Source organism: Candidatus Pristimantibacillus lignocellulolyticus, assembly GCA_023639215.1.
GTDB lineage: Bacteria > Bacillota > Bacilli > Paenibacillales > Paenibacillaceae > Pristimantibacillus > Pristimantibacillus lignocellulolyticus.
On sequence record CP097899.1, the window covers coordinates 1,262,372 to 1,276,378 of the forward strand.

The window sequence follows — 14,007 nt, forward strand, 5'->3', positions numbered from 1 at the left end:
TTACTCACCCTTCCCCATTAATGCCTCATAAATAGTTGTTACATTGTGTTCATACATGCCAATATACGTACCTTCACTTGTTCCCTCTGCACCCATTGCATCGGAATATAACGATCCACCTAATTGAACATCAATCCCATTTTTTTGTGCTCCTTCGATTACGGCTTGAATCGATGCTGGATTAATACTACTTTCGATAAATACTGCTGGAACTTTATGCTCCATTAAAATATCAATCGTTTCTTCAATATCTGTAAGCCCGATTTCAGCTTCCGTACTTAATCCTTGCAACCCAATAACTTTAATATCATTCATTCTGCCAAAATACCCGAACGCATCATGTGCTGTTACTAAAATTCTCTGTTCTTCTGGTATTTCACTTAGTTTTGCTACACTTTGCTGTTTCAAACTATCTAGCTTCGCAAAGTACTGTTCCTTATTAGCAAGGAAATCATCCTTGTATTGTGGTTGCATCTCTATTAATTGCTCTGTCGCAGCTGTTAGTGCTTGCTTCCATAGATCGATATCGAACCAAATATGAGGATCAATTGCTCCTTTTACATCTCGTAATAACTCATCTTCAGCAATGCTTTCTCCGATTGCAACAACTGGTTTGGACTTACTCATCTGATCAAATACTTTAATCATATTAGCTTCAAGATGAAGACCACTATAAAGAATCACATCACTTTGTTCTAATTTAGAAATGTCGCCTGTTGTTGCTTGATATAAATGGGGATCAACACCTGAACCCATTAGACTTGTTACTTTAACATGCTCTCCGCCAATTTCTGAAATCGGATTAGCAATTTGAGCTATCGTCGTTACAACATGAATAACGTCATCTTCTTCTGTATTCAGGGATTGATTGGAACATGCCATTGCACCCCAACTTAAAAGTAATACCATACCTACTAGCATCAATCGTTGAATTCCAGCTCTTTGTAATTTCAAAAATAATCCCTCCTAAACTTTTTGTAGATTCTTGAGATACTTCTTAGTAACAAAAAGTAACTTCGTAAGCATATCTAACTTTTTGTAGGTTCTCGAGCTACTTCTTCGTAACAAAAAGTAACTTCGAAATCATATCTAAACTTTTGTAGGTTCTTGATATTCTTCTTCGTAGCGAAAATTCGCTGCGTAAGATTATACTCCGTTTTTTATAGTATACGCCGATTGTTTCCTTTGTGCAACTTTATTCACCTAGAACAAAAGTTATGTCTGTACACAAAATTTATAGTGCTTAGCAATAGTTATAGTCTTGGGCAATTTAATAGCAAAATGAATCGTCATTATTTATATGAATTAACTATTGTCATCAGACTTTACACATTATTTCATATTCATATTGTCTTTTGTCCATGCTATCTTTCTCTACTTTATTTAAATTACGCTACTCATATAGATATTTTTTCATAAGCATTATAAACATTTCATCTAAATTGTATTTTTGTCCATGTACAGCTAGACATTCATTTGATAAAATTCAATTGATACTGATAATTATTATCATTTGTGTACATAACTTCTGTACTCTTAGTAATTCTCTATAATTGGATTGATTTTTGCTATTTCTATGAACAAATGAAAGGAATTATAATTATGGAATACCCAATACCTCGAATAATAGAATACTTTTCCGAAGCTTCCATTCAATTTGTCGATATAATTAAACATACAATCTCATCAGCACGTCACTCCTTCACTGGATATACCTCATCTGACTGCAGCGAATTAGTGATTACATTAACAGGATGTGCAGAGGTCGTCATTAATGGTACACGCTACAATGTAAAACCAGGTACGTTGTTGCACACTGGTGCTAATATGAAATTAGATCTTGTAGTGAAAGAAGACGAGCCTTGGAACTATGCCGTATTGCAATATCGTATTAACCAAGAAGATGAACTGGTTTATCCGATCTATACAGAGCAATTTTTAATTCCAACAAGTCTTAATGAAAACATTACGCAATCTATAGATGAACTTGCAGAACGTTATATACGTCCTAACCCTTTAACAAGTATTCAAACAAAAGTTATATTCTTTAAATTACTCGAAACGTTATTAATCTCCATTCAACAATGTACGCAAAGCAAAAAATCTGAACTTATGCTTCAAGCAGTTCAGTATATGCATTTACGTTACAATAGGCCACTATCTGTCACACATATCTCACAATACATTGGTGTAGAACGCAGAAGATTTGCTTATCTATTCGAACGATATACAGGTATGACGCCTAATCACTATTTGACATCATTTCGCATGAAACGTTCTCGAGAATTACTTCGTGCACATCATTATAGCGTGGCAGAAGTTGCTGAATTAGTGGGATATCATGATAGCTTCTACTTCAGTCGGGTCTTCAAAAAATATAACGGTGTCTCTCCATCAGATTATCGGAAAAATTTGAATATCTCTTCGTAATTTATAGCAACATAGAAAACAGCTAGCACTTCTAAATTCGAAGGATAGCTGTTTTTATACACTATACGTTTTACGATTGCGGAATGAGAATACTTATCTTTACTCCTTCATTTAATGCAGTTTTTATAAGTAAATCTCCGCCTAAAACCTCTGTTCGATAATACAGTCCACTTAACCCCATATGTTGAACCCGCTTCTGTATTAACGCTTGAGGCATTTCCATACCAATTCCATTATCATAATATTCAAGATTAATAAGCTCACTATCGATGCTAAGATTTATAGTAATTTCCGTAGCTTCAGAATGTTTCATAGCATTACGCAATAACTCCTGTATCATTCGAAAAAGATGATTTTCAATCTCTTGGCCACAGCGGATATTAACAATAATACGAGTGGAGACTTCAATGTTTGATTGTAAATGAACACCATCAATTAACCTCATAATTGCATCTTCCAAATTCTCACCAATTAGCGCTGGTGATCTTAACTGCGTACAATATTGTCGCATGTTATAAATAATGTCTTGTTGATGTTCATATAATCTAGTAAATTGTTCTTTAATATCTTTACTTTGCATAGTAGCGTAATCTATCATTAATCGTTCCAAAGCTCTTGCCAATATAATTTGTTCTTGCAAAATAGTATCATGTAAATCTTGTGTGTATACTAATTTCTCATGTTCATGCCATTGAAATATTTCTCTATATGAAAGTATGGAATTATTTTTGTTCGAATTAATTATTATTTCCTCCTCTCATTAATACAGTTCTACTAAAATATTTATTGCTTTTCATGCGATTAAACTACACAAAAAAAATCGCCTCTTAGTACAATGTAAGTGTAAACCGACATTTACCAAGCAAGCGATTTTGAATAATTATGAAGATAGCGTTATGATGTAGCTAATTCAACCAATTTATTATGTTCAACTAAGTATAGAAAAGCATCAACAACTTGAGGATCAAAATGATAGCCCTTCTGTTTTTCTACTTCCGTAATTGCTTCTATATAACTCCAAGCTTTTTTGTATGGCCGTTCATGAGTCAGTGCGTCAAAAAAGTCTGCAAGTGCTACAATTCTTGACTCCAGAGGAATTTCTTCTCCCTTTAGCCCCTCGGGATAACCAGAACCATCCCATTTTTCATGATGTGACTTCGCAATAATTCCTGCCATCTTCAAGACAGTAAATGAACTACCTTCCAAAATATTGGCACCAATTGTCGTATGTGTCTTCATCCGTTCAAATTCATGGGGTTCAAATCTCCCTGGTTTCAACAAAATGTCGTCAGGAATACCTATCTTCCCAATATCGTGAAGAGGGGCTGCCCTTCTAATCAAATCAATCTGCCCTTCTGTAAGCCCTAAACGTCCTGCAATTAAAGCAGATAAGAGACCTACTCGTTGTGTATGTTGCCCTGTCATATCATCGCGATATTCCGCTGCTTTACCAAGCAATTGCAAAATTTCCGATTTTGCTTGCTGAAGTTCTTCTGTTCGTTCACGTACTCTCATTTCAAGCGTATTATTGTGCTGTTGAAGTTGCATATGTAAATATCTTGTTTTCAATAAATTGTTGATGCGGAGAATAACTTCTGTTCGATCATAAGGCTTGGTCAAAAAATCATTAACTCCTGCCTGGAGCACCTCTTGCTTGGCTTCTGATGTCATATCAGCTGTAAGCATCAGTACTGGTAAATAATTATTTCGACCTGACTTTTCGCGAATTAACTTAAGCGCCTGTAAACCATCCATCCTTGGCATATGTAAATCGAGCAATATGATGTCAGGATCAACCTCATCTAACATCTTCTCAATCTGATAAGGATCCATTGTGCTAAATAATTGTTTAAATCCAGCGCGTCCAAGTATTCGCTCCAAAAGACTTACGTTATATTCCTGATCATCAACGATTAATATCTTTGCTAAGTTAAGTTTGAGTTGGTCCATTTCTTATGCTCCGATCGTACGGTATATGCAACTTTTTGTACAAGTAACAATGAACGAAAAAATAAATTTACTCTATATGTTTTGTCAGTCTCTCTTCTATTTTCCCAAGTAGCCGGTCCAGCATAATCGGCTTCGTATCAAAATCATCGCAACCCGCGCTGTACGCCTTCTTTTCATCACCAGCCATCGCATGAGCAGTTAATGCAATAACCGGAATTGATTGTGTCTTTGGAGAGCTTTTAATTATTTTTGTAGCCTCCCAGCCATCTACAACAGGTAAACTCATATCCATCAAAATAAGATCAGGGTTTTCTTGAATAGCGAGATCTATCCCTTGTTGACCGTCTTCCGCTGTAATAACTCGAAAACCTTTGCGGACTAAGCGCCTAGAAAGCATATCGCGATTCATTTCGTTATCTTCCACTAATAATATGATGTACGTGTGCATGTCGGTCAATCTCCTTTAACACCTGATATTAACTGATGAATTTCATTTAATAACGATTTCTGATCGTACATTCCTTTTTGAATAACGTTCTTTACATAACCCTTCAATCTAATGCGATCTTCCATTGTAATCGACTTCGCTGTTAGTACCACAATCGGAATATCTCTCCACAAATGCTGCTTACGTAATTCTTCGATAAACTGGAATCCATCCATTTCTGGCATCATCAAGTCCAGAATAATTAGTTGTGGAACTTCCTTAGCTATACATTCCAAAGCAACTCTACCATTATGAGCCTGAGTTACTGTGTAGCCTTCTTTATGTAAAAGCTTCGTCATTAGTTCACTCGTCGTTGTGTCATCTTCAATAACGAGGATAGTATGATCAGTAGAATTAGATACATATTTGTCCAGTACGTCTATTAACCGCTCACGTTGTACTGGCTTCATCAGAAACTCTGAAGCTCCAAGTGTATATCCTAGATTTTTATCACTTGTCATCGACCAGATGACAACGGGAATGTCGGCAAGTTCAGGGTCATCCTTCAGAGCCATCAAGACGCTCCATCCATCCATACTCGGCATAAGAATATCGAGGCAAATGACTTTTGGTCTAAGCTGTTTAGCTAACAAAAGCCCCTCTTGCCCACTTTCTGCAAATGCTATCTTCCATCCCTCTTCGGATAGATAGCGCTCCATCAATTGTCGATTGAGTGGCTCATCATCTATAAGTAAAATACTTACCTCACTATTTGCTTGCACTAGCTCATAAGGTGCCTCTATAAATGGATCCGTCATCAATTCCTGTTCCGTAGTAGCTAATGGAATCCAGCATTTGAATCTACTACCTACTCCTAGCTCACTTTCAACAGTTATCGTTCCGTTCATAATGTTACAGAAGCGCTGACTAATTGCTAGTCCTAGACCAGTACCACCATATTTGCGCGTTGTTGAGGAGTCGGCTTGCATAAATGGCTGAAAAAGCTTCTCAAGTTGTTCATCGCTCATCCCTATTCCAGTATCTTGAACACTGAAACTATAACCCTCTTTGTCATCTCTTATTTCGCGAAAAATATGTAACCTAATCTTTCCTTCATTCGTAAATTTGTTCGCATTACTAAGTAAATTAAGTAATATTTGCCGTAGCTTTGTTACATCTGTCGTAATATCGCCTTCCTCACAATCGATTTCCAACTGATTATTATTTATGTCCACTAGTGGTGAAATCGTCGCTACCACATCTTTAATCAAATCCGTCACTCTACATGTCTCGAAGTGAACTTCCATCTTGCCCGCTTCAATTTTAGAAATATCTAAAATATCATTAATAAGTGCAAGCAGATGATTTCCCGCCTTACTAATTTTCCCTAGATCTTCGACAAATGTAGGCTCGTTCAGTTCTTCTGCTTCTTCTTGCAACATCTCGCTATATCCAATAATAGCATTGAGTGGTGTTCGCAATTCGTGACTCATATTAGCAAGAAATTGGCTTTTGATCATATTTGCCTTAATCGCTTCGTCATGTGCTTTCTCAAGCTGTTCTGTGCGTTCCGCTACCAATAGTTCCAAGTTATCGTTCAATTGCCGTAACTCTTGATTAATAATATAAATCTCGTCTGACTTTTCTTGTAATTCGGAATCTTTATGTGAAAATAGCTTTGATATGTATATTCCTATTAATGATAGCCCTAACGTAAACAAAGTTCCTGCAGATATAAAGTACGCAAGTCGCTTCTGGTCTAGCTCCATGCCTGAAGAAAACATAGCTTTTCCACCCATATGAAACTCAGCAGCCATCATCCCTGTGTAATGCATACCAACTATTGCAGCTCCCATAATTAAACCACTACCTAGCTTCTTCCAGCCTACATATCGTCCTTCACCTTTACGGAAATAGAACGATAGCCATAACGCTGCAATAGATGCAACAAGTGCTATTAAGATGGATAGTCCGAAGTAGAATATGTCATACTTAATATCTATTTGCATTGCAGCCATTCCAATATAATGCATCGCAGAAATACCGATTGCAAGAAGCAACCCTCCGGTTAGCAACTGTATTAGCGTTAATTCATTGCGTCCTACAATAAATAACGCAAGGAATGAGGCAACGACAGCTACGACCATAGAAAGCAGTACAACAGACAAGTTATACATAATAGGTACTGGAAGCGTGAACGCAAGCATGCCGACAAAATGCATCGACCAGATACCTGCTCCCATGGCGACGGCACCGAACAAAAGCCATAACCAACGGCTTCTTCCTTTAGATACGCTAATTATCCCAGTTAGTTCTAGAACAGTATATGACGCTACAACTGCAACGATATATGAAAACATTATAAGTACTACATCATGCGAGCCGTGCAAATGTTCCATTAATCAGTGTCCTCCTAAATGTGATGTCATAGAATTAAGTTAATCGCTTTAATATACATATAATATCATTTTTTAGCTTTGATAAAACTATATTCAACCACATATAACTATTTTTCCTATTAAATTAATTCTATCTCTTTACTCCTAATCTATAATATCTGTCCGATTCTAATAATAGCTACTAACCCATCTTCTGCAACACCTATGCCAACAAAGGTACTCCCTTTCATATCGCCCACTTTTTCAGGGGGAGGTTGGATAGTAGAGAACGAAGCTACTCTTTGTACTTCATCGACAATAACTCCAATGATACTGTTGTTATGATTAACGAATATAATACGAGTATCTTTCGTTGGCTCAACTTCTCGATAATGAAATAATCCACGTAAACTTACTACAGGTACTATTTGTCCCCGTAAATTAATCACACCTTTGACATAGGGGATAGCATGTGGGAATTGTTTGAGCACTTGTATCTTAATAATTTCTTGCACATCTTCTATATAAAAAGCATAGCGTTCCTGATCTATTTGAAATTCAATAAACTGTGTTTGCTCTAGTAACATGTAATCACCTACCTAATATATTTTCAATTCACGTTATACAATGATTACTACATTAGTAACTATTGCTATATCTATATGAATCTATTAAGCTATCGGTGATAGATTGTTAGAACAATTCTTTCCGTCATATCAAGATGGAATAAAACTGACATTGTTAGACTACGATAAGATGTAGGAAACTTATACCTACGTTGCTGCGTACTAGACTTACATATTAATTACACATCGACTGAGAATATTAATGAAGTTGCTTCCGAAGTTACTTTTTGTTTACTCAGTAACATTCGTGAAGCTACAAAAAGTTTAGCTTATGCTTTCGAAGTTACTTTTTGTTTACTCAGTAACATTCGTGAAGCTACAAAAAGTTTAGCTTATGCTTTTGAAGTTACTTTTTGTTTACTCAGTAACATTCGTGAAGCTACAAAAAGTTTAGGAGGGAATATTATGATTATTACGACTACTTCTACTGTTGAAGGTTTCCCGGTGAGACAGTATTTAGGGCTTACTACTGGCGAAGTTATTATGGGGGCCAACGTTGTACGTGATTTTCTAGCTTCGATTACTGATATTGTTGGAGGACGTTCTGGTGCTTATGAAACTAAGCTACAAGAAGCTAGAGATGCTGCGATGTCTGAAATGCAAGAAAAAGCTCATCGACTGGGCGCGAATGCTATTATCGGGGTAGATATCGATTATGAAGTTATTCGTGAAGGTATGTTAATGGTTGCAGTAAGCGGTACTGCAGTTATTATTTAATACATTAACCGTCATAGAAGAGATGAAGTTACCGATATTGCTCGGTCAGCTTCATCTCTTCTTTTTCATTGCTTGTCGTAATGCTAGAACATAATGAAATAACATTGTTTTTATTATAACTTTATCAGTTTTTAATGAATCAACTATACAATTTCTGTTATGGTACATATTTCATTCTCCTATGGAAATACTTAACTGTATTACAACAATAATCATGTTGCTTCAGATTTATTTGTCATCGATATGATAGTATCTCGAGAAGCTAATGAGAAGTTTAGGGAGGCTGTTACTATGAGTGATCAACAACAAACTAATGACCAAACCTTAACGAATCGACAAGGTCATCCAGTTACGAACAATCAAAGTGTCAGGACTGTTGGAAATCGCGGACCTATGACAATGGAAAACTACGATTTCCTTGAAAAAGTTAGTCACTTCGACCGTGAACGTATTCCTGAACGTGTTGTTCATGCACGAGGTGCTGGGGCACATGGCTATTTCCAGTCGTACGGTACGGTAGATGGTAAACCTATCTCTACATATACACGTGCTAAAGTATTTACGAATACGGAAGTACAAACCCCTGTTTTCGTTCGTTTCTCTACTGTTGTTCATGGTGGACATTCACCTGAAACACTACGTGATCCACGTGGATTTGCTGTGAAATTTTACACCGAGGATGGTAACTGGGATCTTGTAGGTAACAATTTAAAGATTTTCTTTATTCGTGACCCACTTAAGTTCCCTGATATGGTTCATGCATTCAAGCCAGATCCCGTTACAAATACTAATAATATGGAAAGAATGTTCGATTTCCTTTGTCAAACCCCTGAATCCACACATATGTTTACATTCCTCTTCTCTCCTTGGGGAATTCCTGCCAACTATCGTCAAATGCAAGGATCAGGTGTTCATGCATACCGTTGGGTTAATGCGGAAGGAAAAGGCGTACTTGTGAAATATCATTGGGAACCGGTACAAGGAATTCGTAATCTTACGCAAAAAGAAGCAGATGAGATTCAAAAGCTAAGTCATGATCATGCTACACGCGATTTATATCAAGCGATTGAGGAAGGTAACTATCCAGAGTGGGAATTATTTGTACAAATTCTTGAAGATCATGATCATCCAGAGTTTGACTTTGATCCGCTTGATCCAACAAAGCTATGGTATAAGGATCAAGTTCCATGGCATAAAGTCGGTAAAATGGTGTTGAATCGTAATCCTGAAAATTACTTCGCTGAGGTTGAACAGGTAGCATTTGGTACGGGGGTTCTCGTTGATGGATTAGATTTCTCCGACGATAAGTTACTACAGGGAAGAACATTCTCTTATTCGGATACACAACGCCATCGGGTAGGCGCCAATTATTTGCAAGTACCCATTAATAAACCGAACAAAGTGGTGGCAACTAATCAAGAAGCAGGACAAATGGATGTCCGTGAAAATTTTGGGCAATATAAAAATCCACATGTAAACTACGAACCTTCTCTGCTAGGTGGATTGAAGGAAGCAACTAATCCTGGTAAAGAGCACACACCATTTATCGAAGGCCATCTCGTTCGTGAAAAAATTGATCGAGAGAACAATTTTGGACAAGCTGGTGAAACTTATCGAAGACTAAGTGACTGGGAAAAGGATGAGCTTATCTCAAATCTTGTTGGTATTCTTATTCAATGTCGCAAAGAAATACAAGAGCTACTGATTCATAACGTTACACTAAGTGATGCTGATTATGGCCGTCGCGTAGCTGAAGGAGTTAAAGCTGCAATGAGTACGCAAACCTCCAAAGAAGAAGATCAAGCGGTTAAAGCTGCAGAGCAATATAGCCAATCCTCTGATCCATATTAATAACAATAAGAGCGTTACCACTTGTCATATTCATTAATGACAAATGGTAACGCTCTTTTACATACTTGTTTTATTTACTTCCAATATTCACTTTTTTCGCTTACTCTTTTCACTTTATTCTCTACTCTCTTCTGCTCTGACTTCCTCTAGTAGTCTGACGATTTCTGTTAGACTTAGCAGATTGACGACGCATAGCAGTCCATTTCTGTCCCGCTAATTCAGCAATGATTACTCCAGCTAATAGAAACATAACAAGAAAGCTCCAATGTAAATCTGTAAAGACATAGAAATATAAAAAGCAACTTATAAAACCAAGTACTCCCTGCAAGGCATTCGTTATTCTTCTTCCTTCTGACTTATATGTTCTTGCTATGATCATCGCCTCCTTGAGCAATATCGCTGTCAGTCAATGTAGTACTCCATTCACTTTCATAACCAAAAATATCATATGCCTTCACACATATTGTGCGTTGACCATATTTTCGAGGTACCGTGATCTTAAGTTTTGTTGCAACTCTATGATCAGTTTGCTTCTTGTGAGCATATTGCCGATGTTGTCTCCACTCATTACGAAATAATTGTCCATCATAGTCACTATCCACACTCCAATATTCAATTAATGCCAGTGGGTCCTGCTTAATAATGTTGTGTAGCTCAGGATAAGCAGCTATAGAATAATGAGCGGCGAGACTATGATAATGTTCTAGCTGTAGATGGATATGGAGCCATTGATCATCATATACTTCAATAATCGGTGAGCATACCGTTAGTATAGCAACTGGTGAAAAGTTAATTTTCACTGTCTTCAAAGGTTTCTGAGCATGGATAAGATGAATTGAGAAGTAGCGAAGTTGTTCAGGGATAATATACAATTCTATTCCCTCATATTGTCCGGACTCTATTAGCTTGTGATCAAATGCCCATCTCAGAACAATGATTTTATTATATCGCTTTGCACACTTCATTTTTAACTGTTCGATACTAAGGCGATTATTGAGCTTATTGTTATAATCAACGAAGACAATGGTATTCGTATTAGACATACTCCCAGCAAAATACCCATCTAGAGGTTCAATGATCGGTTCTGCTCCAAAGCTTTGCAAAATATAAAATGCATGTTGCTTTGTCTCATCACTAATCACTTCTATTACTTGTTCACGTTCTCGTTTACTCATAATTTGAAAGAGAAAAGGTTTGCTGCATGTTTGATGTAGTCGTTTCCGAGAGGTCATTATAGCCGACTTTCCAAGATCAGATGAAATCCATCTGCGACCTAGTTTCTCAGCAACTGCCGCTGTCGTACCCGAACCAGAGAAAAAGTCAGCAACTAAACCATCACTTGGTGTTGACGCTGCAATAATTCTCTCAAGAAGTTTCTCTGGCTTCTGTGTTTCAAAATGTAATCGTTCATTATTCCGACCATGCGATAGATTTGGAATGTCATTCCATAGTGAACCGATTGCCAATTGAAATTCATCTAAGTAATACTTCTTATATTGTTTTCCACTTGATGTTGTATAAATCAGATTATTACTTCTCATCTGCTCAATGGATTGCAAAGAATAATCACCTAATGTAACGATTTTAAACTTACGTCCATCTTCTTCAGCATATCGAAATTCTTTCAGTTGAGTATAGGTAAGTTGATCTGCAGGACGAAATGGTTGTTGAAAGTACATCTTATCGCTTTTGGAATATACATAGATGCTCTCCAGTTCTCTTGACCATTGCTTTGAACCTTTTTTGGCTCCCTTTCCAACAGCATCCCTTTGCCAAACAAGCTCATTACGAAATTGATCTCTACCGAAAATTTCATCTAACAATATTTTCACATAATGACCAACGTGCCAGTCAATATGCACGTAGATTGAACCAGTTTCACTTAGCAGTTCTCTCATCAGCATTAATCGTGGGCAAATCATCCTTAAGTAACTCACGGTACCATCTCTCCATGAGTCAGAGTACGCGATCTGAGTCATAACTGTTGATTGTTCACTAGTCGAACTGGATATTGTATGCTGCGAGCGATAATCTACCCCACTATCGAATGGTGGATCAATATAGATAAGATCAATCTTCCCTCGTAATGAAGGCTGTCCAAGCGCAGAGTTATCAGTTAATAAAGCTTGCATAGCTAGTAAGTTGTCACCATTTATTATTCGGTTTGTCCAATCTTTTGATAACATGGTCGCATCATTCATTCGCTTTTCTTTGTAAGGAGTATGCGTAGGTATAATATATTCGCTGTTAGTTAATTCAACGTCACTCCAATGGTCTAAATTATCAAGGATGCGACGCACTTCACATCGACTTTCCGATACGATACTAGGCAATGCTGCAATTAGATTTAACAACTCACATTCCCCTTCCAACGATAATTTTCAATATTGCTTATGAAATATCATGTTGAAAATTGGATCCCCTCAATAATATGAAGCGATAAGGAAACCAGATTCTAGCTAATTCATTCCATATAAATATATCGCTGTTCGCCTTCAGTACAGACATAGATAATAGATTCATGATAATATGTGTTTAATCCATATGACACTTTACTACATAATTTCAATGTATTTACAATAAATCTAATTTAAAATAGATAGCTGGAGGTATTTCGATGAGTCGTACCGTAATTATTACTGGTGCTAATTCAGGCATTGGTAAAGCTGCAACACAAAAATTCGCCTCAGAAGGTGACCATGTCATTATGGCTTGTAGAAGTATCCAGCGCAGTAGAAATATTCAACAAGAGTTGATCAGCAGTACAGGAAATAATAACATTACGTTAATGCAACTCGACATCTCTTCGTTCGCTTCTATTCAACAATTTGTCCAACAATTCATCGAGAAATTTGAGAAACTTGATCTACTCATTCATAATGCTGCTTATTTGAAGCATGGTGAGCCTCGATATTTGTTAAGTGAAGATAATATTGAGCTGTCTTTTGCTACAAATGTTGTTGGTCCGTATTTATTAACACAGCTTTTGTTACCTCAACTGGGCAAGGCCAAGCAACCTGCTATTCTACATGCATGTACAACAAATATTAAACATTTCTTTGATCCAAAAAGGCAGATTGAGTATGATAATCTACGCGGTGAATACGCCAATCAACGACCGTTCAATAGTTACAAATTATATGGAGATTCAAAAATGGCTTTATTTCTCTTAACAATTAAACTCTCAGATCAATTAAAAGGACAAAAAGTTAGAGTTAATGCGCTGCAAATTAATCGAGTTAAACTATCTCCCGAAACGATAGCCAATCTAAGCTCTCGCTATCGCATGCTCGCTAGGTTACAAAATCCTACCTCACAGCCAACAAGTAGTATGGCGAAGCTTTATTATGATATATGTACTTCAGCTAACTATTCAGACATTACTGGATCACTTATTAACCATCGAGGAATCGTTATGAAAGCTGCAACAAGTGAGAAACCTCATCCTTTTCAACTTGTGCGATATCTTACTAGCGATCAATACTATCCCGCCTATGCGACCAATCATACATATTTGAATCAAGTCTGGGTGTTTTGCGAGCAAGCAACGGATAATATATTATCTAGACAGATATAATTGCTCAATTACAATAAACAGCCTACCAAAAGCATTGATGATGGTATATCA

The 14,007-nt window shown here is 36.9% G+C and carries 12 protein-coding genes; 4 read left to right on the forward strand and 8 right to left on the reverse strand.

Going from position 1 to position 14,007, the window contains the following annotated elements; genetic code table 11:
• Positions 1-882, reverse strand: coding sequence for a zinc ABC transporter substrate-binding protein (locus NAG76_05185; protein ID URN96770.1), 882 nt, complete (start codon positions 880-882; stop codon positions 1-3).
• A 720-nt stretch (positions 883-1,602) separates the two neighbouring features.
• Between NAG76_05185 and NAG76_05190 the strand changes: the two genes are divergently transcribed.
• Positions 1,603-2,430 (forward strand): AraC family transcriptional regulator, encoded by an 828-nt coding sequence (locus NAG76_05190; GenBank protein ID URN95640.1) that lies wholly within the window; start codon positions 1,603-1,605, stop codon positions 2,428-2,430.
• A 70-nt stretch (positions 2,431-2,500) separates the two neighbouring features.
• On the opposite strand, the gene NAG76_05195 is transcribed toward NAG76_05190, so the two are convergent.
• From NAG76_05195 to NAG76_05215, 5 genes are all read right to left on the reverse strand, one after another.
• Entirely contained in the window at positions 2,501-3,052 is a 552-nt protein-coding gene (locus NAG76_05195; GenBank protein URN95641.1) for an ATP-binding protein, read from the reverse strand.
• 272 nt (positions 3,053-3,324) lie between these two features.
• Complete coding sequence (locus tag NAG76_05200; GenBank protein ID URN95642.1) at positions 3,325-4,380, reverse strand: response regulator; 1,056 nt, start codon at positions 4,378-4,380, stop codon at positions 3,325-3,327.
• 67 nt (positions 4,381-4,447) lie between these two features.
• The gene (locus tag NAG76_05205; protein URN95643.1) at positions 4,448-4,828 is read right to left on the reverse strand and encodes a response regulator; all 381 of its coding nucleotides are present in this window, start codon (positions 4,826-4,828) and stop codon (positions 4,448-4,450) included.
• 5 nt (positions 4,829-4,833) lie between these two features.
• Positions 4,834-7,206 (reverse strand): response regulator, encoded by a 2,373-nt coding sequence (locus NAG76_05210; GenBank protein ID URN95644.1) that lies wholly within the window; start codon positions 7,204-7,206, stop codon positions 4,834-4,836.
• Positions 7,207-7,355: 149 nt separating this feature from the next.
• Entirely contained in the window at positions 7,356-7,772 is a 417-nt protein-coding gene (locus NAG76_05215; protein URN95645.1) for a chemotaxis protein CheW, read from the reverse strand.
• A gap of 444 nt (positions 7,773-8,216) precedes the next feature.
• Here NAG76_05215 and NAG76_05220 point away from each other — a divergent pair, with 444 nt between their 5' ends.
• Both NAG76_05220 and NAG76_05225 read left to right on the forward strand, forming a co-directional pair.
• Entirely contained in the window at positions 8,217-8,528 is a 312-nt protein-coding gene (locus NAG76_05220; protein ID URN95646.1) for a YbjQ family protein, read from the forward strand.
• A gap of 291 nt (positions 8,529-8,819) precedes the next feature.
• A complete protein-coding gene (locus NAG76_05225) occupies positions 8,820-10,379 on the forward strand; it encodes a catalase (protein ID URN95647.1) in 1,560 nt (519 codons plus the stop codon).
• A 121-nt stretch (positions 10,380-10,500) separates the two neighbouring features.
• Here the strand turns inward: NAG76_05225 and NAG76_05230 are convergent, their stop codons facing one another.
• Both NAG76_05230 and NAG76_05235 read right to left on the reverse strand, forming a co-directional pair.
• The gene (locus NAG76_05230) at positions 10,501-10,758 is read right to left on the reverse strand and encodes a hypothetical protein (GenBank protein ID URN95648.1); all 258 of its coding nucleotides are present in this window, start codon (positions 10,756-10,758) and stop codon (positions 10,501-10,503) included.
• Complete coding sequence (locus tag NAG76_05235) at positions 10,736-12,733, reverse strand: site-specific DNA-methyltransferase (protein ID URN95649.1); 1,998 nt, start codon at positions 12,731-12,733, stop codon at positions 10,736-10,738. Before NAG76_05235 ends, NAG76_05230 begins: the two co-directional genes overlap by 23 nt.
• A 263-nt stretch (positions 12,734-12,996) precedes the next feature.
• Here NAG76_05235 and NAG76_05240 point away from each other — a divergent pair, with 263 nt between their 5' ends.
• On the forward strand, positions 12,997-13,956 hold the full coding sequence (locus NAG76_05240; GenBank protein ID URN95650.1) for an SDR family NAD(P)-dependent oxidoreductase: 960 nt from the start codon (positions 12,997-12,999) through the stop codon (positions 13,954-13,956).
• Positions 13,957-14,007: the final 51 nt, after the last annotated feature.

What these genes read in the sequence shown, in the direction of transcription:
- NAG76_05185 (URN96770.1), bottom strand. Translation starts at nt 882, where the DNA reads ATGGCATGTTCCAATCAATCCCTGAATACAGAAGAAGATGACGTTATT.
- NAG76_05190 (URN95640.1), top strand. Translation starts at nt 1,603, where the DNA reads ATGGAATACCCAATACCTCGAATAATAGAATACTTTTCCGAAGCTTCC.
- NAG76_05200 (URN95642.1), bottom strand. Translation starts at nt 4,380, where the DNA reads ATGGACCAACTCAAACTTAACTTAGCAAAGATATTAATCGTTGATGAT.
- NAG76_05205 (URN95643.1), bottom strand. Translation starts at nt 4,828, where the DNA reads ATGCACACGTACATCATATTATTAGTGGAAGATAACGAAATGAATCGC.
- NAG76_05210 (URN95644.1), bottom strand. Translation starts at nt 7,206, where the DNA reads ATGGAACATTTGCACGGCTCGCATGATGTAGTACTTATAATGTTTTCA.
- NAG76_05215 (URN95645.1), bottom strand. Translation starts at nt 7,772, where the DNA reads ATGTTACTAGAGCAAACACAGTTTATTGAATTTCAAATAGATCAGGAA.
- NAG76_05220 (URN95646.1), top strand. Translation starts at nt 8,217, where the DNA reads ATGATTATTACGACTACTTCTACTGTTGAAGGTTTCCCGGTGAGACAG.
- NAG76_05225 (URN95647.1), top strand. Translation starts at nt 8,820, where the DNA reads ATGAGTGATCAACAACAAACTAATGACCAAACCTTAACGAATCGACAA.
- NAG76_05230 (URN95648.1), bottom strand. Translation starts at nt 10,758, where the DNA reads ATGATCATAGCAAGAACATATAAGTCAGAAGGAAGAAGAATAACGAAT.
- NAG76_05240 (URN95650.1), top strand. Translation starts at nt 12,997, where the DNA reads ATGAGTCGTACCGTAATTATTACTGGTGCTAATTCAGGCATTGGTAAA.